Source organism: Paenibacillus sp. yr247, from assembly GCF_900103825.1.
In the GTDB taxonomy this organism is placed as follows: domain Bacteria; phylum Bacillota; class Bacilli; order Paenibacillales; family NBRC-103111; genus Paenibacillus_E.
Window position 1 is genome coordinate 66,087 of record NZ_FNIF01000002.1, and the last position, 24,424, is coordinate 90,510.

Here is a 24,424-nt window from a genome sequence, read left to right on the forward strand (position 1 = left end):
AAGCTCGGTTTACGCGGGCTTAGCGGCTGAGTGCGCCGAATTGGCACACTAAGGTGTAAAAAACAGGCATACAAAAAACTACTCCCTCAAATCCGCACAAACACACCCAGACCAAAATTCACTTGGCATCGTACCAAGTAAGGCCGAAGTCGACGTCCGCGCTCAGAGGGACATCCAGCTGCAGGGCAGCTGCCATCACCTCTGGCACAACACGGCGCATAGTCTCTAATTCTTCTTCTGGGACTTCAAAGACGAGCTCATCGTGTACTTGAAGCAGCATGCGGCTCTTGAGCCCATCTTTCTTCAAACGATCGGCCATCTGAACCATGGCTAACTTAATAATATCGGCTGCCGTACCCTGAATCGGCGTGTTCATCGCTGTTCGTTCAGCGAAGGACCGCACATTAAAATTCGAAGCTGTGATCTCAGGAAGATATCGGCGGCGCTGCAGCAGAGTCGTGACATAGCCATCTCTGCGAGCATCCTTCACGATTTCGTCCATGTATTTGCGAACCCCTTGGAAGACAGCAAAGTACTGTTCAATGAACTGTGCTGCATCCCTGCGGGTAATATCTAAGTTCTGGGACAAGCCGTAGTCGCTGATGCCGTAAACGATACCGAAGTTGACGGCTTTGGCCTGGCGACGCATGTTCGCGTCGACGGCGCTCTCTGCCACACCGAAAACGTCCATCGCCGTTTTCGTGTGGATGTCCATATTCTGAAGGAATGCTTCCTTCAGGTTCTCATCCTGCGAGATGTGCGCAAGCACGCGCAGCTCGATTTGCGAGTAATCCGCAGCAAGTATGTACCATCCGGGTTCGGATGGAACGAATACCTTGCGGATCTTACGCCCCTCTTCCAGACGAATAGGAATATTCTGGAGGTTCGGGAACTGGCTGCTGAGCCGGCCTGTGGCGGCAATCGTCTGCCGGTAATAGGTATGCACCTTGCCGGTCTCCGGCCGCACTTCTTTAAGCAGCCCTTCAACGTATGTCGATTGCAGCTTCGCGAGCTGGCGGTAGTTCAAAATCTGCCCTACTACTTCGTTGTAGGGCGCAAGGCGCTCTAGCACCTCGGCATCCGTCGAGTAGCCGGTTTTGGTCTTCTTCGAAGCAGGCAGCCCCAGCTTCTCGAACAAGATCTCGCCGAGCTGCTTCGGCGAGTTGATGTTGAACTCCACGCCGGCGAGCGAATAGATGCTCGTCATGATCGCATCCAGCTTGCTTGCAAGCTCCACGCCGAGCGCTTTAAGACCTTCGGCATCCACGGAGATGCCTCGCAGCTCCATCTCTGCAAGCACGCCCGCGAGCGGCAGCTCTAGCTCATAGAAGAGGCGATGCATCTCGCTCTTCTCCAGCTCTTCGCGCAGCACCGGCACCATGCGCGCGGTGGCCATTGCTTTGCGGCCCAAGTGGTCGCTAAGGGCTGTAAGCTCCGGCAAGCGAAACTTCGCTCCCTTGCCGAACACATCCTCATCAGCCTTGATGCCCGGAAGACCGTACTTCATAGACAAGCCGCTCAAAGTGAGGTTGGACTCTGTCGGGTCAAGTAAGTAGGCCGCCAGCAAGACATCGAAATCCACGCCTTTGAGGTGGATGCCCTGCCAAGCCAGTGCGAGCTGAGAGCGGTGCAGGTCAAAGAGCTGCTTCTTCATAGAATCATCGCCAAGCCAAGCACGCAGCGGCTCGCCCGCTTCACTCTTCAGCAAATGGAAAGGGACAAAATAGGATTTATTCGTATCCCCGTCATACGTGAACCAGACAATACCGACATTCACAGCTTGATGCGGGTTTTCGCCAACAGCCTCTACATGAATCGCTGCGCTATCGCTTAATTTGCCGATCAGCTCACCCATATTTTCTTCCGTTACAACAACCGCTTCCAAACTCTCAACAATCTGCCCCTCATCCAAATCCACGGAACCGAAATCCATCTTATCCAGTAAAGATTTAAATTCCAGTTTGCGGAACATGCTGGATAAAGCTTGTCCATCAAAGCCGTCGTAGCGGAACACATCCCACTCAGTTTCCATCGGCACTTCGCGGAAGATGGTCGCGAGTTCTTTACTCATGATTGCGTCCTTCGCATGCTCTTCGACTTTCTCTTTCATTTTGCCTTTAAGGCTTGCGGTATTGGCAAGTACTTCTTCGACGGTACCAAACTCATGCAGCATCTTGAGCGCTGTCTTCTCCCCTACACCCGGAATCCCTGGTATATTATCAGACGTATCGCCCATCAAGCCTTTGAGATCGATAATTTGCGCAGGGGTAATGCCATACTTTTCCATAATTTCTTCCGGATTATAAAGCTCAACCTCACTGATTCCTTTACGTGTTATCGCTACGGTTACATGCTCGGAAGCAAGCTGCAGCATATCCTTATCTCCGGACACGAGCAGGACCTTCTCGCCCCTCTCATCGGCTGCTTTGGTCAAAGTTCCAATAATATCATCAGCTTCATAGCCTGTCAGCTCAAACTGCGGAATCTTGAACGCTTTAAGCAGCTCTTTGATCAGCGGAAACTGCTCGGACAACTCAGACGGTGTTTTGGCACGCCCACCCTTGTATTCCGTATATTCTTTATGTCTAAACGTTATTTTCCCGGCATCGAATGCAACGAGAAAATGTGTAGGCTTTTCTTCTTCTATTAACTTCAGCAGCATCGTTGTAAATCCATAAACCGCATTCGTATGCAATCCGCTGGAATTGCTGAGCAGCGGTAAAGCATAAAAAGCTCGATTCGCAATCGAATTACCATCAATAATTATAAGCTTATCCATAAGTTCGCACCCCGATTTTTGACATACTTCCTTCATCATAGCATACGAAATTAAAATAAAAAAACCGTTCCGCACATAAACATGTAAGGAATCCATAATTCGATGGTCCGTTCTTTTGAAGGAGGTTCTCCGTATGAGCCCTTTTTTCTCACCAACACGCAAAAAGGTAATCTTTTTCGATATGAATAATACGATACTGGATCGCAGACAATGCTTTGATTCGGCTTTCCTTGAAGTTATGAATGACTACACAGCGAGGTGGGAGCCTGACGAAACGCTCTTCTCTACCCAAGATGTCTTGCAAAGCTATAAGATGGAGTGGAGTCGTCACCGAAAGGCGCCGATAAGGAGTCCCATATCTCCGGATGAGCTGAGACACATTTGTTTACGCAAAGCTCTACAACCCTTACCGGTGAATGTTAGTCCTGCTTTTACCCGGACTTTTTTCGAACAGGTCGAAGAACAGGAGGATAATTTCGTCGCTCTTTTTCCCGGCGTTGAGGACACTCTTGATGCTTTATCACAAAACTATAAGCTTGCTATTATTAGTAATGGAAATCGGAGAAGGCTTCAGCAAAATTTGGAGAAAATGAAATTGACAAAGTGGATTGATCAGGAGCGTTTGTTTAGCTCGGAGAAGGACGGTCCGCGCAAACCGCACCCTGCTATTTTCGAAAGGGCTCTGAAGACAATGAGCGCGGCTTCAAGTCAATGTGTCATGGTTGGTAATTCCTGGCGTAATGATGTGGTGGGAGCCGCATCAAGCGGCATGGATGCGATCTGGATACATCCGGGGAATATTAAGAAAATATCGGAGCGCCGCATCGGGAAACAAAAAGTGATAATTATCCGTTCCTTTAAGCAGTTGATCTATGCCTTCTAATCCTTCTAACCAATATTTTGAAAATAATAAATGCTGCCTTGATGCGCTTTGGCCTTCTTTTTGAGAAGAGCCGCTGTTTGAGAAATGTGTTCGAGTGAAATGGGAGATTCACAGCTGCAAACGACTAAAGAGAGCGACAGTGTGACTCCCTCGCTTTTAACCTTATTACCGATCCGGTCCCAAACATACTCCCATTCCTCTTCTTCATAAAACATTTGCACGCCCTGCTCAAAGCGTCGAATCGTTTCCTGACACAGAAGTTCAGGCGATTTCGTAGAAGAAATAACGATAAAATCATCACCTCCCACATGCCCCACAAAATCATAAGGTGTCCCGCAAACCGCAATTGCCTGCTGCATAACATCCGCTGTGTATTGAATCAATTGATCCCCTTTTTGAAAGCCAAACCGGTCGTTGAACCATTTGAAATAATCCAGATCCGCGTAAACAACATGAAACGGTTTGTTCTCACTCATCCTTTTGTTCAATTCCCTATTGATTTGCAAATTCCCTGGCAGCCCTGTCAAAGGATTGGCCACTCGAGCAGACTCCATCCTTACATTCGTAATACTTTCAAGAATCGTTCTGATTGAAGCTACTCCCGCCAATTTCCCATTGCTCGTAATGACCACAAGATCATATAAATGATTGATTGAGCGTGAGGTCGCCATCTGTGACACTTGCTCAACCGACATGAACTCGTCCACAATCAGCGGCGATCCATCCATGATGCCGTCAATCGTACGGTTCCAGAACAAAGAGAAGGCATACTGTCCAGCCAATTGCTGAAACAAGCGATCTCTCATCATCAGACCGACTGGCGCTTCCTCACTAACAATAACGACACCGACATCCTCTTGTTTTTTTTTGAAATACTCCGCTACTTCCGAAACCTGCACTTTATTATCAAATACTTTTACAGGTGTTTTCAGGTCGCCTATGCTCCAAGTCATGCCGCCTCCTTGTACTTTGCGATGCTGCCAAATTAATATCTTCAGACTGTCCTGAACCTTCGCTGGGGATTCATTTGGCCTTCCTAGCAAAAAGCCTTGCGCGTAATGTACGCCAAGCCGAGTTAATTTGATTAATTCATCTGCATGCTCAATTCCTTCAGCAATTATAGAGATGTTCATTTTTTGGGCAAATGTCACAAACGTTTCTAAAATGTACTCTTTTACTTTGTTTTTATGTATGTTTTCGATGAGGGATCGATCAATTTTTATAAAATCGGGCTGCAGCTCAGCAATAGCTTGTAAGGAGGAATAACCCGCTCCCGCGTCATCTATCGCAATCCGATAGCCTTGTTTACGATAATGCTCTAGAATCTTTTGAGCGAGGGAGAAATCCTCGATGGAGCTTCGTTCTGTAATTTCAAACACTACGTTGCTTGGACGAAGTCCGTATTTCTGCAAAATCTCCAGTGTTTTACCAGGAACAAAGCCTGGATCATAAAGTACTTGCGATGAGATATTAATAAAAAGCAATTGCTGCGGATGCTCCAAAATCGATCCTTGAATCGCTTTTTCACGTGCTAGCTGCTCAAGCATATAAAGCTCGCCCTGCTGCTCAGCGAATTGAAACATAGCCAAAGGTGAATGAAAGGGACTATCTTTGGGACCGCGAATTAACGCTTCATACCCCATCACATGACCATCCTGCAGCGAAACAATAGGTTGATAGACCGAATAAATTAACTCCTTTTCTATCATTTTTTGAAACTGTACCAGCACTTCTGACTGAGCGTTCATGTCCATCATCCCTTACCTAATTATAAGTATATCTCTAGTCTATCAAACCAAATGACTGGCTTTATTATCCATATGTAAAATGTATGTAAAGACTTTAAATAAAAAAGAGGGAATTCCATCTTTTCCACGAAAAAGAGAAGGATGGATTGTTAGGTGCGTACAAAGCAAGTACATGCACGGAAAGGATTTGAAATGGAACATCAAGTAAAAATCTTGGCGGTAGATGACCGTTACGAGAACTTGCTGGCTCTGAATAGCATTTTAGCTTCTTCCCACTATGACGTTATATCTTTGCAATCCGGCGAAGAGGTTCTGAGATATTTACTAAAGGAACCCGCCGATCATATCGCTGTGATTTTAATGGATGTGCAAATGCCGGGACTCAGCGGTTTTGAGACGGTCGAACTGATCAAGCAGCGTAAAGCTTGTCAGGACATTCCCATTATATTTCTAACGGCTCTGAGCACCTCGATCGAGCATGTGTTGAAAGGCTATCATGTAGGATCGATTGATTATTTATTTAAGCCAGTCCATCCCGAAATGCTGCGCATGAAAGTCGATGCCTTCGTTAATATGCACCTAGGTCATCTGAAAATCAAATATCAAAGTGAACTCCTGCACAAGCGAACGTTGGATCTTGAAGAGACTAACCGCAAGTTGGCTGAAGCGGAAGAGAAATTAAAGCAGCAGAATTATTTATTGGAAAAATGGGTGGAAGAGCGGACCTCAGAGTTGGTAGATGCCCATGAAAAACTGATAAAATCACAAGAACATTTCAAGAAAATGTTCATACTCTCACCTTCTTTGATGGCCATCCGCCGTCTACCTGATCTTACCTATATTGAAATTAATGAAAGCTGGAAACAATATACGGGATATGGCGACGAAATCATTGGAACAAAAATGGATCTTTTACGAAAAGAATCGGGTGAATCAACTAGCTGTGATGAGGTTATCCATAACTGCAAAGTGAAGTATGAAACCAAATCTAAGGAAATTCGAACTGCCCTGCTTTCAACGGAAATCATCGATATCGAAAATGAAAGCTGCTTGCTCCAAGTGGCTGTCGATATCACAGAAAGCTTGCGATTTGAAACGGAAATGGCTCGTCTTGCTCAATTAAACCTTGTCGGTGAAATGGCCGCTGGTATTGCCCATGAGATTCGCAATCCCATGACAACGATTCGTGGATTCCTGCAATTATTTCGTGAAAATGATCGGAATATGCAAAAACAATATATCCCTATCATGTTGGAAGAATTGGACCGTGCGAATGAAATTATCACTGAATATTTATCTCTAGCCAAAAATAAGCAATCCTATCAGAAGCCTGAAAATATCAACCGCATTATCGAAATGCTCTTGCCTCTCATACAAGCTGAAGCTGTCATGTCCGGCAAGCATGTTGATTTCAAGTTCGTGGATTGTCCTGATATCCAGCTGGATGATAAAGAGATGCGTCAACTCATATTGAATATGTGTATGAATGGTCTCGAAGCTATGATCGTTGGTGGTAAGCTGAGAATTGAGACGTACCGGGAGAACGAACACGTTGTCCTACTCATTGCTGATGAGGGTACAGGTATTGATGAAAAGCATCTGGAGAAGCTTGGACGTCCATTCTTCACAACAAAAGACGAAGGGACAGGACTCGGTTTAGCCATTTGCTACAGCATCGCAGCCAGACACCATGCATCAATTGAAGTTCAGTCAAGTCCGAAAGGGACAAGCTTCTTTATTCGATTTCCCATTCATGGCTCAAATAAATGAAAAAAGGGACTCTCCAATGTCTTTACGACTTTGGAGGTCCCTTTCATGTTTAAGATTGACTTACACGTTCAAATCTTTGCGTTTCCCTGTGACCATATAAATAACACCTTCACCGATATTCGTTGTATGATCAGCTACACGCTCCAAGAAATGGGCCACTAGCAATAAATGTGTCAACTGACGGTTACGGTTATAATCCGAGCTCATCATACTCATCAGTTCCTGCATCACTGTGCTGTATAGCTTGTCCACGCGATCATCTTTCTCAGCAAGCGATGCCGCTCTGTGAACATCGCGTTCCGTATAGGATATGAGGCTTTCATGCAGCATCTCAATGGCGATTTCTGCCATTGCCGGGATAGTTTCGAGCGGCTTCACTAGCTCTTCTCCAGCGAAACGAATCGTAATCTTTGCAATATCCACTGCATGATCTGCGATACGCTCTAAATCGATGGCTATTTTCAAAGCAGTACCTATAATACGCAGGTCGCTTGCCATTGGTTGCTGCAGGGCTATTAAGCGCAGAGAAAGCTCATCGATTTTTGTCAAATAGTCATCAATAAGGTCATCGTTTTTAATTACTTGCTGTGCTTCCTTCTCATCGAGCTTAGCCAACGACTCCACTGACTGAAAAATCAAATCTTTTACGCTTTCCCCCATATCCAGTAATTCTTTTTGCAATAATGCCAATGATTGGTGAAACCCAGGTCTTGCGTCCATTTGCTTCTCCCCTTCCAGTTGTTGTTAACCAAATCTTCCCGTAATATAGTCCTCTGTGCGTTGATCATTAGGATTAGTGAAAATTTTATCAGTCTTGTCCGTTTCCACTAAAAATCCGTTTAGGAAGAAAGAGGTCATATCCGAAATCCTTGCCGCCTGCTGCATGTTGTGTGTCACGATGATAATCGTGTATTTCTCTTTCAATGTTTGTGTTAGCTCTTCCACCTTGAGTGTTGAGATTGGATCAAGCGCTGATGTAGGCTCATCCATAAGTAGGACATCAGGCTCTACCGCAAGCAAACGAGCAATGCATAAACGCTGCTGTTGTCCACCAGACAAACCAAGTGCCGATTTGTGCAAGCGATCCTTCACTTCATCCCACAGTGCAGCTTGTACAAGGCTGCGTTCCACGATTTCATCCAGAACTGCCTTCTTCTTGGTGCCATGAATGCGTGGACCGTAGGCAATGTTGTCATAAATGCTCATGGGGAAAGGATTTGGACGTTGAAAAACCATCCCTACACGTTTACGTAGAGAAACAACATCTGAATCCGAGCCGTAAATATTATGACCATCAACGGCTACATTTCCTGTAATCCGAACGCTATCAATTAGATCATTCATACGGTTCAATGTTCGCAAGAAGGTGGACTTCCCACATCCTGAAGGACCAATCAAAGCGGCGATTGTTCCCTTTTCTATCGCTAATTCAATATCGTGGAGAGCATGATTTTCTCCGTAGAATAAATTTAATTTGTCCGTTTTTATTTTATGTTTGTTCTCCACGATTATTTCCCCCCGGAAAGTCTTTTTTGTAAAATTCGGCTTGGAATGCTAACAAGCAGGTTGAAAATAAGTACGACGATCAGGAGCAGCGCGGCACTTCCTTTGGCAATTTCCTTGGCATCCGGAACGAGTGCTTCAGCGCCGATATACCAGAGATGAACAGATAATGTCTCCCCCATCTTGAGTGGGTTAAAATCCGGGAAGAAGCGTGAAACCGATAAGCCCGCTGTGTAAATGAGAATGGCAGATTCGCCTAACGCGCGTCCTGCTATGAGTGTGATTCCCGTAATTAAACTAGGCAGCGCTGCAGGAATAAGCACTTTGCGAATGGCCTGCCACTTCGTAGAACCAAGCGCTAAGCTTGCTTCCCAGTAGGACTCGGGAACAGTACGGATAGACTCTTCCGTGACCCGTACCATAACCGGTAAATTAAGCAGCGCAACCGTTGCGGCTCCACCAATAATAGAAAATTTCAATCCTAGCAAATTGGCAAAAAGCAAAAATCCAAATAATCCAAATACGATGGATGGCACAGATGACAAGGCCTCAACTGAGATACGCACGAGATCGGTGAACCAATTTTTTTGAGCGTAAATAGCCAAGTAAATGCCTGAAAATAATCCGATTGGAATCGAGATCAACAGAGACAAAAACAATACATAGAATGAGTTGAATAATTGAGGTCCTACACCGCCGCCAGCTTTAATCTCCTCCGGCTTACCGAAGATGAAGTGCCAGGACAAATGTGGAACCCCTTCGCCCAATATGCGAATGAGAAACCAGGCTAGTATCGCAATAATAACGATACCCGATGCCCAAAAATAAATAGTTGCTATGCGATCGGTCGTTTTACTTGTCATTTGAGTTCACTCCTTTTTGCAACGATGCGAATAATAAGAATCAAGGATAAGGAGATGACAAGTAAAAGAAGTGCCATTAAATAGAGGGCATTATTCCAAGTCGATCCGTAATTCGTATTTCCCATGTCCTTAACGATTGCCGTTGTTAATACGGTTGTGGAATCAAGTAATGACTTTGGCATTTGGGGCGAGTTTCCAATGACCATGAAGACGGCCATCGTTTCACCAATTGCACGGCCCATGCCCAGAATAATTGCTGTCAAAATACCCGGTCTAGCAGCAGGTAAAAGAACACGCCACATCGTTTGCCAGCGCGTTGCACCTAATGCTAGGGATGCCTCCTCCAAACGAGTAGGAAGTGATCGAATAGCATCTTCCGAGATAGATAATATAGTTGGTAGAATCATGATTGCTAAGATAATTGCAGCAGGCAAGATTCCGTAGCCGATACCGCCTGTTATTTTTCCTAGCGCTGGAACAATGACCGTCATCCCGATCAGACCATATACAACTGATGGAATACCTACGAACAAATCCGTTGCAGGACGCATAATTTCGCGCATCCAATTCGGTGCAATTTTGGCCATGAACAGCGCTCCAGACAAAGCCAATGGCACAGAGAATACAACTGCAACAAGGGTCATAAGCAGTGTACTGTACAGAAAAGGAAGAGCTCCGAATTTATTTTGGCCTGGTGTCCAATCCGTTGACAAGAAAAACTCTAAAGGACTGACCCCCTGGAATGTCTTGATTCCCTGCATACCAACGAAAACAATGATGGAAAAAATGATCGCAGAAACAAGGGCAGCACTTGCGACAAACACCCATTTCATGATGCTATCTTGTCTATGTTGTCCTTGGGTCCATTTGGTTACGATTGGACGTTTTTTGTCCAATTTCGTATTTGATAATTTGTCTGCTGCGGAATTCAATGGGAAAATCCCCCTTCTCTTTATACACATCACTCGAAATGCCATACTCCTATAATAGGACATGATTGTAATTGGATCGTTAATGAATTGTTAAGGGAATGTAAAAGTTTTGTTCTATAGGTAACAAAAAAAGAGTGCTGCATGATGCGAGCACTCTTAGCTTGTTCTATTTATTATTTTTTAAGCAGATCAGCAGGCAAGAATTTCAAATCACGAACTTGCTTACCTTGGAACTCTTTGCTGGAGATGTAAGCGATGAATGCTTTAGCTGGATCTTTCGCTTCACCTTTTGTGTACATATGCTCAACACCAAACAATTTGTAAGTGCCGTTTTTGATGTTTTCTTCGGAGTAAGCTACACCATCAAGTTTCAATGCTTTCACTGTGTCATCGATGTAAGGTGTATCAACGTAACCGATAGAGCTGGATTGACCAACAACAGCTGTTTTCATTGCACCGCTGTTCTCTTGTGTGATACCGTCTTTCGTGAATTCTTTACCATCAAGAATAATTTGTTTAACTAGAGTACGGGAACCGGAGCTGTCTGGACGGTGAACAAGAACGATTTTCGCGTCATTACCGCCAACTTCTTTCCAGTTTGTAATTTTACCCATGTAAATATCTGCTGCTTGTTGTTTGGTTACATTATCAACTTTAACATCTTTATTTACGATTAGCGCGAAAGGAGCAATAGCAACTTGGTGATCAACAAGACCTTTATCTTTATATTCAGCAGCTGGCTCTACATCGGAGTTACCAATGTCAGAAGTACCGTCTGCTACGTTTTTAATTCCTGTACCTGATCCGCCTGCTGTAACGTTGATCGTTACTTTCGGGTTCTTTTCCATGAACTCTGTTGCCGCTTGTTTTACTAAAGGAAGAAGTGCGCTGGAGCCGGAAGCTGTTACTGTACCGCTAAGCTCTGTTTTTGTTGCGTCAGCTGGTTTAGCAGAAGCAGCCGCACTAGCAGCAGGTGTTGCAGAAGCAGCGTTTTTAGTATCTGTTTTAGCGCCGCAACCAACCAATGACCCCATCATTAATACCGCGGAAAGTGTAAATGTAATACCTTTTTTCGACATGAACTTAAACATAGTTAGCATGTCCTCCTTTGATTTTATGTTACTTGTTCTGTTAGTTTCGATTTCCACATTGATTGTCTGTCGAACTAACTTACTTTTACATCATAACAACCGAATGTAAAAAACAAACCCTCGAAACGTAAACGTAATGTAAAACTTTTATTTCGACCTCCCTTCGTAGATTATTGGATAATTTTACAGTTCATTAACAGAGTTCGACGCTATAGTTAACAGAAACACCCTATATTTAATAGAAACAACAAGAATCCACTCGAATCATGACTACTAATGGGGGAATTATATTGAGGAAGATATTCAATATGACTATGCGTTTCAAATTGATTGCCAGTTTCAGTGGTGTACTTCTGATATTCCTGGCTATTGCTTTCTTCAACCTGCATCAGATCAATCAAATCAAGCAGCATATGAACAATCAGAATGACAAAGTCGAGCTAAAGGTTTTAGCATTAGAGCTCAAAGAATTGGTTCAAGAAATGAACATCATTGCCTCAGGTTTAGAAATCTCCAAAAAACCAGAATTTATACAGAAATATAATAGTAAGCGTCAACCCTATAATGATTTCATTCAGAAAATAGGAAATACGGCTAGTACCCCTGATCAGCAAAAATGGCGAGGCCAATTGATCCAAGCTTCCGTCGATTACATAAATAACTTTGATACAGCTGCTAAAATGGTTCAAGATCCTAGCCTAAAACCTTCCGATCTGCAAATCAATCTGCTCTATCTATATAATGAATCACAAGATCTTAAGGATAATATTTTTGGACTAGTGGACAAGTTTTATGTCACTTATGCTGAGTCAGCTGACCAAGCAATCGTCAGTTCAACGAATGCGCTGAATGAAAGTAGTAGAATCATGATGATTGCTTCCATTCTCGTACTCGCCGTTACCATCCTTATCGCGTTCCTCATAATTCGTTCCTTTACCCGTCCTATTCAGGTACTGCAGAAGGCTGTTTCACTTATTGCAGCAGGTGATTTAACACAAATGATTAACTCTACGTCGAAAGATGAGTTAGGTCAGTTGAGTCAAAGCTTCGACCATATGATCCTGCAAGTTCGCCAGATGCTAAGTACAACGAAGCATATCGCTTCTTCCTTGTCGGATCACTCTCACGTGTTTCATCGCTTCTCTCAGCTTACGGCTTCCGCGAATACGGACATCCTGAGAGCGATCCATGAAATCTCGAACGGCGCCGACGAGCAAGCGATGAAGACTGAGCAAAGCTCGATCATCATTGCAGAGCTGGAGGCGGAGATTCGCGACATTACCGCGTATACTTATGAAATGAAGCGTGCCAGCGACGAAGCCGCAGCTGGCACGCTGCAAGGCACTGGGTCGGTTCGGGCGCTTAAAGCATCGTCCGAACAGTCTCAAGCGGTGCTGCACAAGGTGGATGCAGCCATGCAGACCGTAGCTGCTAGCTCGAAGCAGATTAGCGCCATCATTCACTCGATCACGGAGATTTCGACGCAGACGAACGTCCTTGCCTTGAACGCCGCGATTGAAGCGGCTAGGGCTGGCGTGCAAGGACGCGGCTTCTCTGTGATCGCGGATGAGGTTCGTCAGCTGTCGCAGCAGACGAACGATTCGTCCAAGACGATCAGCGCCATCATCGGTGCGCTGCAGAAGCAAATTCAAGAGCTGCAAAGCTCGCTGGTTGAAGCTCGCGATTCTGCCTCGGAACAGAACAATCGTGTTACGGATACTCTCGGTTCCTTCGTAAGCATCGAACAATCGATGAAGGGAATCAAGGAACAAATTGAGCAAATTCATTTGAAAATCGAGCAAGCGCGTTCTAAGAACGATAAGCTCGTGGACTCCGTTCAATTCGTGGCCGCGATCGCGCAGGAAACTGCAGCCGGTGTTGAAGAGGTCAACTCGACCTCCATCCAGCAGGATGCTTCCATCCGCCGCATTGCCGAAGAGTCGGACGATATCCTTGAACTAGCAAGGCAATTATTCGCGGAGATAAGTAAATTCCAGATTGCGGATGTAGAGAACACCCAAACGCAGCTCGAAGACGCAGTTCAGATTGCTGACAATGGAACGGTCAAACAATCCACAGAGTTAGATACCCCTAACAAAGGACAAGTACAAGAGAAAAAAGAGACTACACCTGTAAATTAATTGATTTCATACAAAGGACCTGAGGGATTATCCTCAGGTCCTTCGTAATAGCTCCTTATCATTTTTGGCGTTACGGAATCCTCAGTAGCTCCATGATCAAGATTTTATTTCGCAATTTCATCCGTCATCTTAATGTTTCGCAGGATACTTACTTCAACTCGGCGGTTCTTTGCTCTGCCTTCTGTTGTATCATTGGTTGCAATAGGGCGGTATTCCCCAAATCCGACCGACGAGTAGGAGGCAGGCTCAATCTTGCTGTTATTCAGCAGTATTTTCATAAAATTGACCGCACGCTTTGCACTCAAATCCCAGTTCGTTTCAAAGTCGGCTCTGTGAATCGGAATGTTATCCGTATGACCCGCCACTTCAACCTGATATCCTGGATAGCTCCCCAGCAAATTTGACATCGACATAGCCAGCTTTTGTGAATCCTGTTTAATCGCAGCCGACCCCGAATCAAACAGTGCGCGATCACTAATTGTAATCGTCAATTTGTCTTTATCCAGTTTCGTGGTTAGCTGCTCACTCATATTGTTTTCTTTAATGAAAGCATCCATGCTTTTCTTTAACTCTTGGAGATCTTTCTCTTCCTTCTGCAGCTTGGCAGCCAGCTGGCTATCTGTTTTACTTTCTACCTTCGCTGGGGGATTCTGGCTCTTATTATTGTTTTTCGCAGCATTCGCGGAATCGTTAATTGGAATCAAATTCGACATTGCGAAGGGCGCTTCTCCCCCCGTAAAAGCATTATTCAGGGAATGCATAATCGAGTCATATTTCTTGGAATCCAGCTGACTGGAAGCAAATAAAATAATAAAGAGGGCTAGAAGCAAAGTAAGCAAATCCGCATAGGGAATGAGCCAGGTTTCATCCATATGTTCTTCATGATCCTCATGCCTCTTTCTACTCACTATGAAACAGCCTCCTTCGATTCTTCTTCATACGCCGCACGTTCATTGTTGGCTACGAAGATCATCATCTTTTGTTTCACGGAGTTAGCCGATACCCCAGATTGAATGGAGAGTAATCCTTCTACGACCATGAGCTTAATCTCTACTTCTTTCTTCGACTTCTGTTTCAGCTTATTAGCAAATGGATGAAAGACAACGTAACCAAGGAAAATCCCGAACATTGTAGCAACGAACGCCGCTGAAATCAGATGACCTAGTTTCTCAACTTCACTTAAATTACCAAGAGCCGCAATGAGTCCGACGACAGCGCCAAGAACACCGAGAGTCGGTGCATATGTACCAGCTTGCGTAAAAATGCTTGCATATTTCTTATGTCTTGTTTCCATCTCAGCAATATCTTCGAGCAATACATCGCGAACAAAATCGGCATCATTTCCATCAATAATTAGTCGCATACCACTTTTCATAAAGGGGTCAGACAGCTCTTCTGCTTGTTTCTCTAAGGAAAGCAAACCTTCACGCCGCGTAATGGATACCCAGTTGATAAATGTCTCGATGAGTTCTTTTTTAGGCATTAATTTCTGTTCGGTAAAAATAATTTTCAATAAGGTCGGAACCTTCTTTATTTCTTCCAATGAAAAAGCGATAAACAAGGCCGAAGCTGTTCCGCCGAAAATAATTAAGGCAGCAGCAGGATTCAACAGTGCAGCCAAGCTTGCCCCTTTCAATACCATCCCCACACCGATGGAGACAAAAGCTAAAACGATTCCGATAATTGATGATTTTTCCATATGCAAGTCACCTCTCCTATGATCTAATTTCATGAATCGTCGTGCTTCCTAACGTTCTCATCAAATTTGCCAACGTTACCTGATCTTCCCCCAGTTTGGCAAAAAATCTGCGATCGGCTTTCACGACAATATCTAGCGCTTGGGATACCATTCGCTCCCCAGCTTGTGTTAAGGAGATGGACTTGGCTCGTGTATCCGTTGGATGTTCTTTGCGAATAAGAAACCCTTTCTTTTCTAAATTGCGAAGTACTTGTGAGGCCATCATGGGATCGATATGCGCATGCCCAGCAATTTGCGCCTGAGTGACATCTTCCTGCGTGGATTGAGTATTTAACCACTCTGTGGATGCTAGTAAAATAAATTGCACATGCGTAAGATCCAAATCATGCAGAGCCTGACGAAGATTTTTTTGCCATAAATTCGTAACCTGCCAAAGAAGAAATCCCGGGCTGTCATAAGGCTTTCCGTATTCAGATGTCATTTCCGCCTCCGATACTTCGACAAGAAAGTTATATATGTACATATAATAAGTTTATTTACTATAAATTACAATTCCTTTTTGTCGAAAACATAGGACTTTAGTCATGTTACTTTTGTAAATAAAACAATAATATGGACGAAGACTAGCTTCCTTCTCATACCTATTTTATACTTGAGGAGAGTCAATTCCTGCTTAAATCGATATCAGCTTAAAGAATGCCTTTTTAAAGATTGGTATGATCTGGTATCCTTTTAGGAAACGATAGGAAAGAAAAGAATTAGCCTTCATACATAAGGAGTGAATGATGTGGAGAAACGGCCTTTTGGTTCTACGGGACAGCAATTTCCTGTGCTGAGCTTTGGTGCGCAGCGCATTGTCGACGAACACAATTGTACGGAAGAAGAAGCGATTCAAATTGTGAATCGCGCGATTGACGAGGGGATCACCTATTTCGATACCGCACCAAGCTATTCTAGTGGTCAATCGGAGGAAAGACTCGGCAAGGCCTTAGCACTCCATAGCCGCAGGAACGATGTATGGATTGCCACCAAGACACATGATCGGTCGAGAGACGGCTCCCTGAAGCTGTTGGAAGCGAGTTTGAACCGGCTGCAAACGGATCATGTTGAAGAATGGCGGCTGCATAATATCATGACGATGGAAGAGCTGGATAAGTGCTTCGCCAAAGGCGGAGCGCTGGAAGCACTTCTTGAGGCGAAGGAACAAGGGGTCATCAAGCATATCTCGATCAGTGGTCACACGAACCCAAGAGTTCAGCTCGAGGCGATTGAACGCTACCCGTTTGACAGCGCGCTTGTCGCTCTATCGGCAGCTGATCATCTCATCTACAGCTTCGCTCATGAGTTTTTGCCTAAAGCGGTTGAGAAAGGTGTAGCCATTATCGGAATGAAAGTTATGGCGCTAGGCAAGCTAGCTCCATGGTACGAGAAAGCACTCCAATACACGTTCTCACTGCCGATATCTACGGCTATCGTCGGCATGGAATCCATGAAGCAGCTGGAACAAAATTTGGCCATTGCCAAGAACTTCAAGCCGATGACAGAGCTGAAGCAGCTCGAATTCCTCAAAGAAATTGCCCATCTTGCTACGCCGGATGTGCTTCGTTGGAAGACAACCGATTGGGTGTCCGGCGAGTGGTATGTACGTAAATAATAAAATAAGCCAGCTGTTAAGCGCCTTGATAATCGGCAGCTAACCTGCTGGCTTTTTGTTTTTTTGAAAAGATAAACTTCTGCTCACTTATTCTTCGAATATGGTTGTAAGCAGCGCTCCTAACTCTTTAAGTGCTTGCTCTTCTTGCTCGCCTTCTACTTCCAATGTTACTTCATCATTCTGTTTAATGCCAAGTGTCAGCATACTAAGCGAGCTTTTTCCGTTGACCTTTTTGCCGCCTTTAATCACATTAACTTTACAGGGGAATGTGCTAACCTTCTGAACGAATACTTTCGTCGGACGGGCATGAAAGCCGGATGGATTAAGGACAGTAAACGTTTGGGACATCATATCAAGTCACTCCTTGTCTTCTGCTCTACGAATTGTTTAATTTGGGTTTGGCTGCTCATGGCCAAAATCTGCTGCGTGTAGCCTGCCCACTCACGGTATGAGGTTTGTTTAATTAATGCTCTCGCCGGCAAAATCGAGCTGGCACTCATACTAAATTCATGGAGTCCCATGCCAAGTAGAATAGGTATAGCTGTTTCGTCACCAGCCATTTCTCCACACATGCCGACCCATTTTCCTTCCCGCTCAGCAGCCTGAATAACCAATTGGATTAAACGTAAAATGGCAGGATGGCATGGTTGGTATAAGTAAGAAACGGTTTCGTTCATCCGATCAGCCGCCATCGTATATTGAATGAGATCATTCGTTCCAATACTGAAAAAATCGGCTTCTTTCGCCAAGAAGTCCGCAGCCAGCGCTGCAGCAGGTACTTCAACCATAATACCGACCTCTATGTTCTCGGACACTGCAATTCCTTCTTGAACTAGCTTCTCTTTCTCTTCTTGAAGCAATTGTTTAGCAGCCAGCAGCTCATCCACAACTGCAATCATCGGGAACATGATTTTCAATTGTCCATAGCTGCTTGCTCTCAACAACGCTCTTAGCTGTGTGCGAAACAAATCTGTCTTGCTCAGACATAGACGCACCGCGCGCAAGCCAAGGAACGGATTGCTTTCTACAGGTAGCTTTAAATACGGCAGTTCTTTATCTCCACCTATATCAAGTGTACGTATGACGACAGGCTTATTGTCCATACGTTCCAAAACGTGCTTATAGACCTGGAACTGCTCCTCTTCACTAGGCATTGAGCTGCGTCCCATATAAAGAAATTCGGTACGGAACAAACCGATGCCTTCTGCCCCGTTAGCTAACACCTTTTGCAAATCTTCGACACTGCCGATGTTGGCAGCCAATTCTACGCGGTGGCCGTCTGCTGAGATCGAAGGTTGATCCAGCAGCTTGCGCAGCTCGATTCTTCGCTGATCGTATGCCACTTTGCGAGCCTTGTAGCTTTCCATCACTTCATCGCTTGGAGCGATGAGCACGGTGCCTTCTACAGCGTCCATAACAATCATCGTACCCGTCTGGATCTCCGCAGCCGCTGCTCCCGCTCCTACGATGGCTGGCACCTCAAGTGAGCGAGCCATGATCGCCGAATGAGAAGTACGGCTTCCGACCTCCGTTACAAATCCCAGCACATAATCGAGATTTAACTGGGCGGTATCCGAAGGTGTCAAATCTTCTGCTATCAAAATGCAAGGCTCGTTAATGGCTGCAATCGCTGCGTAAGAAACACCGCGAAGTCTGCTCATAATCCGGCCTGTGACGTCGCGTACATCAGCAGCGCGTTCCCGGAGGAGCTCATCATCCATCGAACTAAGCACTTCAATGAAGCTGCTTGCAATTTCATTCAGCTTAAATTCAGCAGTCATCCCTTCTTTATCAATTCCCTCAATAACGGCATCGATATAATCGGGATCTTCCAAAAGCATTAGATGAGCTTCAATAATTTCCGCCTTAGCGGCACCCATGCGCTGTTCGGTCAAATCTTTAATCTCTTCTAGCTCTTGTTTCGCTTCCTCTACAGCCTTGCGAAAACGTACTACTTCTATATGGGCGTCTGCCACCTTCTCGGCGACAGGTTCGAAATGGACATTGTTCAACCGAAAAGCCTTAGCTAGGGCAATGCCGGGGGAAGCAGCAATGCCGGTGAGTCTTTTTGTCATCATTTTAGCCATTAGGGAACTCCCCTTTCTCAAGAAAGATCAGATTGTACTAACTGTTCGAATTGCCTAATAATCATCTCATGAATCGGGTGATCTTCACCAATGGTTGTATATTTCGTAATCGTTTCGGCAACCCCAAGCTTTCGCAAGTCAGCTTGAATCTCTACAGCTTCCGGATCTTCTTGATCATTAAATAGGAAGGCAGCCGCCATAGCCATGGCTAAATAAGCCGGTTTCATTCCAAGCTCATAGGCCTGCAAGGCGGGGCGAACGAGTCGATCATTGCTCGATAACTTACGAATCGGCGATCTTCCCACCCGTGTAACTTCATCGATTAAATAAGGATTTATGAACCTGTTCAATATTTTATCCATATAATGATTATGCTGGGCAAGATCGAACTCGTGCTTTTTGATAAGCAGGGCGCCGGTCTCATGCATCACATGCCGCACTAGCGACGCTATTTGTGAGTTTGCCATCGCTTCTTGAATCGTCGAAAAGCCATGTATATACCCGAGATATGCTGCGCTGCAGTGCCCTGTATTGACCGTGAACAGCTTGCGCTCGATGTAAGGCTCCAAATGTTTCACATAATGGATACCTTCAATGTGATGGAATCCATCCCTCATTTGAGACTCGTCAACAACCCATTCGTAGAAAGGCTCAACCGTTACTTGAAGCGGGTCTCCATTATGCTGAATCGGAACGATCCGGTCGACAGCAGCATCGGGAAAAGCGACGCTTGCGTCAACTTTTCCACGTAAATCCTCACTTAGATGGGTGTATACGTGTTCTTTGAGCTGAGTACTTCCTCCAATTGCATTCTCACATGCGATGATGTGGAGTGGCGCCGCGCCGCGCTCGATACGCATTTCAATGCCCTTGGCGATTCCTGCCGCAATATGTTTCAGAATGTTTACGCCCACTGCTGTTGTAACTAGATCAGCCTGTGCAACGGCTTCAGCTACGTCTGCTAAGTTCTTACCATTAATCGCTGTCACATTCGTAACGGTGAACGTATCTTGAGCCTCATTGGCCAAGCGAACTGAGTACGATTTCCTCTCCTGCAACAGCTCAACCAAGCTATCATTCACATCAGAGAAGATCACCTCATAACCAGCTTGGGACAAAATTAAACCGATGAACCCCCTGCCGATGTTCCCTGCACCAAAATGAACAGCCCTCATGACTCCATCCCGCTTTCGAAAATTTCCAACATTTCCTCCAGTGTCGCGGCCTTCATAATTTGATCCATATTCTCATCTTCGGAACAAATCATCGCGACATTCGTCAAGATGTCCAAATGATCATTACCCGCGGCTGCAATTCCAATGACTAAGTAAGCTTTTTCGCCTTCGCCGAAATCCACACCTTCAGGAATTTGCACAATGGATAATCCTGTCGATGCAATCAGAGATTTGGAATCTTGTGTACCGTGCGGAATGGCCAGACCATTTCCCATATAAGTGGACAAGGTTTGTTCCCGTTCCAGCATTTTATCAATATAAGCCGCGGATACATGACCAGCGTCTACTAACAGTTGGCCTGCGATCCTTATGGCCTCGAATTTATCTTTGGGCTTAGCGCTCAGCTTAATTTTATTCGTTGATAAGATATTCATTGGTTGTCTCTCCCTATATCCGATTTACTTTTTATTTTCTAAGAAGGCGGCCAGTTCCTGGGACAAATAATGCTTGATTTCAGACTGAGTCCCTGATTTCAGCAGTTCAATCATTTCCGGAATCAACAGAAAGGAACTAATTTCACTGAGCACTTCTAGGCTTTCTTTTGAAAGCTCCTTCGGTCCAAGCATGAGCAGCAGCTGCCTTACCTCTGACGCAGTTTCATGGTCTAGCAGCAGGTCCTCCTCTAATTGAAATAATGAGAATGAAGGCTTCCTCACCTGCTCACTCCGAATATGAAAGAGGGCAAGACCTGTGTCAGGAATAAGCTGACTGCTCAATCTTTCTCTTTCAAGCAAAAGATTCACGATTGGCTCCACTTCGTCGATCACACCTGTTCGTCTGACATATTCGCAAATGACTTCCAGTGTTTCTCTCAGGCTGTGAAAGGATTGCTCAATGCGATAAACCGTAAACGGATCGATGATGCTTACGATCTCGTTTACATAGTGTTGAATACGATGCAATTTTTCTGTTGAGTCAGCATCTTGACCCGATTCACCGCTCTCTCCAGCTTCTTTTTGCAAGGTAACATTTTGAATGAATAGCCTCAGTCGCTCGGCCTCTTCCTTCGTTAATAGAGGGCTTAGCTTTATATACTGATCCTCTTCCAAAGGCAGATCGACAGTAGATATAATCAAATCATATTCCTTTTCGGGGATTCGCGCTGCTTCAAACCAAGACGCATGACCGATAATATTAATTTGCGGAAGTTCCTTCGTAAGCCGGACAGCCAGCATTTTGGAAGTACCGATGCCGCTAGTGCATACCAGAATCGCTTTAACGTTACGTCTGAATTGTTTTTGTCTCTCGATGGAAGCTCCGAAATGCATGACTAGAAAACCTATTTCTTCGTCTGGCACAGCAATTTCGATTATTGTTTTATCTACAGCTCTCCGAATAGCATCAAATAGAGCTTCATAGTCTTTTTTAATTTGCGATAAAAGCGGATTACGAATGGTTGCTCCTTCTTGAAGCCTCGTGAGAGCAGACTCCAAATGGCTAAGCAGCCCTTCTCTTAATGAACGATCATCGCTGAAACGAACAGCGATGCTGCTCTCCATGTTACGGATGAGCTTCCATACAATTTCCATATAACTTAGTTCTTCCATAGGAAGCAGCAGATTCGGATGCGTGTGAGACTTGGGCTCAAGTAGTTCGGCTATATAGAAGATTTCAGCTGTTGTTAATTCAATAGGTATAACCTTAGATAGATGCTCAATCGTGTGCGTAAGCAGCTTATTATGGCGAAGCGAGTAAGGTTCAGGGTGCAGTTCGATGGGCTTACCCTGCTGAATTCTAGCGATTGTTATCGACATGTTAATCAGCAGATTGGTGTAACCCTGCTCGGATAATTCACTCAAACCCTCATCTTCGGCAAGCCAAAGAGCAGCCTCCACCTTTGTAAAGTTTTCTTTCCCAATGAGCTCCAACAGTCTTTGTTTAACCGGAGAATGCGAATTCATACTCTTCCCAAATAGATCAGATTCATCCAAACCGTTTTTGGCAAGCATGGCGATCATCCTGCGTTTATTCGCCTCAGAACCGCTCAGTCCAACACCGTACCCTCTTTTGCGTACTAGGATGAGGTTTGCCTTCTTTACCCAGTTTTCCAGCTCATCGAGATCGTTCGTGATGGTCGGGACGGTTACGGCCAAATCATGGGACAATGCGAAAAGTTTGACGGGCTCATCCTCTTGCAGGAGAGTGCAAAGAATCATCGTCCTACGATCCTCGGGGGAATATTCAATGGCCATCATCCCAACTAGCAAACGCCTAAACGCCTCGAGCTGCTCAGGTTCTGCTTGAAGTTGAATGCCTTTCCCCGATTTTTTTTGCAGTGCTAATCCATAAGCTGCCAAAATCGACTCCAGCTCAGACAGCTCCCTATGAACGGTTCTTGTGCTTACATTGATTTCGGCAGCGATTTCTCCAGCTGTAATGTCATCCGTTCGATTCATTAACAGCTCTAGGATTTGGCGATTCCTGTTAGACAGGCTCATGATTATTCTCCTCGTGAACAAAATGGAGATAACGCCGGCAAAAAGCCAGCGTTAGATAGGCGTATTTAACTTAACCGTTTCACAAGAGCGTCGTATTCCGGGCTTTTCATGAAATTCTCGATGGAAATATGTTCGGCTTTCGGAGCCTGATTACGTGCTCGATCGGTTAATGATTTGTGAGTGATAACGATATCCGCATCGGTTGGAATCTCACTAATTGCCGTGTTGACCACGGTAACGTCGATAGCGGCTTCTTTCATCTTCTTTCTTAAAATGGAGGCTCCCATCGCGCTTGAACCCATGCCTGCATCACAGGAGAACACAATTTTTTGTACCTCAGATGCTGGTTTCAACGTGGAAGAACTCACTTTTTCGACTGCCGCAGCAGCCGGAACTTGTTTCATTTCCTTCATTTTCGCTGTAGCCTGCTCCAAATCTGCATGATCGGCTTGCTTCGACGTTTTCAACAATAAGGCACCGACTAGGAAAGAGACAATAGTAGATGTAATAACCCCGGTGAAAATCGATAACATACCGCCTTTAGGAGCCATGGCAATATAAGCGAAAATACTTCCCGGTGATGGCGGCGCGACTAAACCTGCATTAAACAAGGAGAACGTGAACGTTCCTGTCACGCCACCAGCAATAACAGCCAGGATCAGACGCGGATTCATAAGAATGTAAGGAAAATAAATCTCATGAATACCGCCGAAGAAGTGAATAATAGCAGCACCAGGAGCCGAAAGCTTCGCTGAGCCACGTCCGACTATCCAGTAAGCAAGCAGGATGCCAAGTCCTGGGCCCGGATTGGACTCCAGCATGAACAAGATCGACTTGCCTGTCTTGGATGCTTGATCCAGAGCAATCGGACTAAGCACGCCGTGATTAATCGCATTGTTCAAGAACAACACTTTACCTGGTTCAATCAGAACATTCGCAAGGGGGAGTAGACCTGCATTCACAAGAGCCTGAACCCCAGAGGCGAGAGCTTTACTAACGACCTGAACAGCAGGACCAACTACCGTGTAAGCAAGAACGGCAAGTATTCCTCCAATGATTCCTGATGAGAAGTTGTTGACAAGCATTTCGAAGCCGGATTTAATTTTACCTTCAATCGATTTATCGAACTGCTTGAGAACCCAAGCGGCGAACGGACCAACCATCATCGCCCCTAGAAACATAGGGATATCAGTTCCGATGACAACCCCCATCGTCGTTACAGCGCCGATGACGCCGCCTCGTGTTCCGTGAATCATTGTCCCTCCCGTATAACCAATCAGAACTGGGAGTAAATAAGTAATCATTGGACCGACGAGCTTCGCTAAATATTCATTTGGTATCCAGCCTGTCGGGATAAATAATGCTGTAATTAGTCCCCAAGCAATAAATGCCCCAATATTTGGCATCACCATGCCGCTCAAGAACCGACCGAAATTTTGTACTTTCACCCGGAATCCTCCGGAGGATGCTTGCTTTTGTGCAGCTGTTGCACTCATTAGGATAACCTCCCTTTGTCTGTTTCATGTTCTTATCGTAATGCAAAAGCGCTTACATATTCAATCTAATCAAAATCCCTTTTCGTCATGAATGATGTTGACAAC

The 24,424-nt window shown here is 45.0% G+C and carries 20 protein-coding genes; 4 read left to right on the forward strand and 16 right to left on the reverse strand.

Annotation, left to right across the window (positions count from 1 at the left end; all coding sequences use genetic code 11):
- Window positions 1-118: 118 nt before the first annotated feature.
- Window positions 119-2,779, reverse strand: coding sequence for a DNA polymerase I (gene polA / locus BLT91_RS04975; protein WP_090819703.1), 2,661 nt, complete (start codon window positions 2,777-2,779; stop codon window positions 119-121).
- Window positions 2,780-2,912: 133 nt separating this feature from the next.
- On the opposite strand from polA, the gene BLT91_RS04980 reads away from it, so the two are divergent.
- The gene (locus tag BLT91_RS04980; RefSeq protein WP_090817529.1) at window positions 2,913-3,662 is read left to right on the forward strand and encodes an HAD family hydrolase; all 750 of its coding nucleotides are present in this window, start codon (window positions 2,913-2,915) and stop codon (window positions 3,660-3,662) included.
- A gap of 5 nt (window positions 3,663-3,667) precedes the next feature.
- On the opposite strand, the gene BLT91_RS04985 is transcribed toward BLT91_RS04980, so the two are convergent.
- Window positions 3,668-5,410, reverse strand: a complete 1,743-nt coding sequence (locus tag BLT91_RS04985) for a GGDEF domain-containing protein (RefSeq protein WP_175532096.1) — start codon at window positions 5,408-5,410, stop codon at window positions 3,668-3,670.
- A gap of 153 nt (window positions 5,411-5,563) precedes the next feature.
- Here BLT91_RS04985 and BLT91_RS04990 point away from each other — a divergent pair, with 153 nt between their 5' ends.
- Window positions 5,564-7,180: a response regulator gene (locus tag BLT91_RS04990; protein WP_254776797.1), complete on the forward strand. Its 1,617-nt coding sequence runs from the start codon at window positions 5,564-5,566 to the stop codon at window positions 7,178-7,180.
- Between the two features lie 60 nt (window positions 7,181-7,240).
- Here the strand turns inward: BLT91_RS04990 and phoU are convergent, their stop codons facing one another.
- The 5 genes from phoU to BLT91_RS05015 form a co-directional block, all read right to left on the reverse strand.
- On the reverse strand, window positions 7,241-7,900 hold the full coding sequence (gene phoU, locus BLT91_RS04995) for a phosphate signaling complex protein PhoU (RefSeq protein ID WP_090817535.1): 660 nt from the start codon (window positions 7,898-7,900) through the stop codon (window positions 7,241-7,243).
- Window positions 7,901-7,924: 24 nt separating this feature from the next.
- Entirely contained in the window at window positions 7,925-8,686 is a 762-nt protein-coding gene (gene pstB, locus BLT91_RS05000; RefSeq protein ID WP_368086777.1) for a phosphate ABC transporter ATP-binding protein PstB, read from the reverse strand.
- 2 nt (window positions 8,687-8,688) lie between these two features.
- Window positions 8,689-9,546: a phosphate ABC transporter permease PstA gene (gene pstA / locus BLT91_RS05005; RefSeq protein ID WP_090817541.1), complete on the reverse strand. Its 858-nt coding sequence runs from the start codon at window positions 9,544-9,546 to the stop codon at window positions 8,689-8,691.
- A complete protein-coding gene (gene pstC / locus BLT91_RS05010; RefSeq protein ID WP_090817544.1) occupies window positions 9,543-10,478 on the reverse strand; it encodes a phosphate ABC transporter permease subunit PstC in 936 nt (311 codons plus the stop codon). Before pstC ends, pstA begins: the two co-directional genes overlap by 4 nt.
- Before the next feature lie 173 nt (window positions 10,479-10,651).
- Complete coding sequence (locus BLT91_RS05015) at window positions 10,652-11,569, reverse strand: phosphate ABC transporter substrate-binding protein (RefSeq protein WP_090817547.1); 918 nt, start codon at window positions 11,567-11,569, stop codon at window positions 10,652-10,654.
- Window positions 11,570-11,877: 308 nt separating this feature from the next.
- Between BLT91_RS05015 and BLT91_RS05020 the strand changes: the two genes are divergently transcribed.
- On the forward strand, window positions 11,878-13,710 hold the full coding sequence (locus tag BLT91_RS05020) for a methyl-accepting chemotaxis protein (RefSeq protein WP_175532097.1): 1,833 nt from the start codon (window positions 11,878-11,880) through the stop codon (window positions 13,708-13,710).
- Between the two features lie 104 nt (window positions 13,711-13,814).
- On the opposite strand, the gene motB is transcribed toward BLT91_RS05020, so the two are convergent.
- The 3 genes from motB to BLT91_RS05035 are packed head-to-tail and all read right to left on the reverse strand — an operon-like array spanning window position 13,815 to window position 15,890.
- Window positions 13,815-14,618 (reverse strand): flagellar motor protein MotB, encoded by an 804-nt coding sequence (gene motB / locus BLT91_RS05025; protein ID WP_090817554.1) that lies wholly within the window; start codon window positions 14,616-14,618, stop codon window positions 13,815-13,817.
- Window positions 14,618-15,409, reverse strand: a complete 792-nt coding sequence (motA, locus tag BLT91_RS05030; RefSeq protein ID WP_090819709.1) for a flagellar motor stator protein MotA — start codon at window positions 15,407-15,409, stop codon at window positions 14,618-14,620. Before motA ends, motB begins: the two co-directional genes overlap by 1 nt.
- Window positions 15,410-15,425: 16 nt before the next feature.
- The gene (locus tag BLT91_RS05035) at window positions 15,426-15,890 is read right to left on the reverse strand and encodes a MarR family winged helix-turn-helix transcriptional regulator (protein ID WP_090817557.1); all 465 of its coding nucleotides are present in this window, start codon (window positions 15,888-15,890) and stop codon (window positions 15,426-15,428) included.
- Between the two features lie 306 nt (window positions 15,891-16,196).
- Here BLT91_RS05035 and BLT91_RS05040 point away from each other — a divergent pair, with 306 nt between their 5' ends.
- Window positions 16,197-17,063: an aldo/keto reductase gene (locus tag BLT91_RS05040; protein WP_090817560.1), complete on the forward strand. Its 867-nt coding sequence runs from the start codon at window positions 16,197-16,199 to the stop codon at window positions 17,061-17,063.
- Window positions 17,064-17,150: 87 nt separating this feature from the next.
- On the opposite strand, the gene BLT91_RS05045 is transcribed toward BLT91_RS05040, so the two are convergent.
- From BLT91_RS05045 to BLT91_RS05070, 6 genes are all read right to left on the reverse strand, one after another.
- Window positions 17,151-17,414: an HPr family phosphocarrier protein gene (locus BLT91_RS05045; protein ID WP_090817563.1), complete on the reverse strand. Its 264-nt coding sequence runs from the start codon at window positions 17,412-17,414 to the stop codon at window positions 17,151-17,153.
- Entirely contained in the window at window positions 17,411-19,138 is a 1,728-nt protein-coding gene (gene ptsP, locus BLT91_RS05050) for a phosphoenolpyruvate--protein phosphotransferase (protein ID WP_090819711.1), read from the reverse strand. Before ptsP ends, BLT91_RS05045 begins: the two co-directional genes overlap by 4 nt.
- A gap of 29 nt (window positions 19,139-19,167) precedes the next feature.
- Entirely contained in the window at window positions 19,168-20,325 is a 1,158-nt protein-coding gene (locus BLT91_RS05055) for a mannitol-1-phosphate 5-dehydrogenase (RefSeq protein ID WP_090817567.1), read from the reverse strand.
- On the reverse strand, window positions 20,322-20,759 hold the full coding sequence (locus BLT91_RS05060; protein ID WP_090817570.1) for a PTS mannitol transporter subunit IIA: 438 nt from the start codon (window positions 20,757-20,759) through the stop codon (window positions 20,322-20,324). Before BLT91_RS05060 ends, BLT91_RS05055 begins: the two co-directional genes overlap by 4 nt.
- Before the next feature lie 24 nt (window positions 20,760-20,783).
- Complete coding sequence (locus BLT91_RS05065) at window positions 20,784-22,823, reverse strand: BglG family transcription antiterminator (RefSeq protein ID WP_090817574.1); 2,040 nt, start codon at window positions 22,821-22,823, stop codon at window positions 20,784-20,786.
- Between the two features lie 65 nt (window positions 22,824-22,888).
- Window positions 22,889-24,319, reverse strand: a complete 1,431-nt coding sequence (locus tag BLT91_RS05070; RefSeq protein WP_090817577.1) for a PTS mannitol transporter subunit IIBC — start codon at window positions 24,317-24,319, stop codon at window positions 22,889-22,891.
- Window positions 24,320-24,424 lie beyond the last annotated feature (105 nt).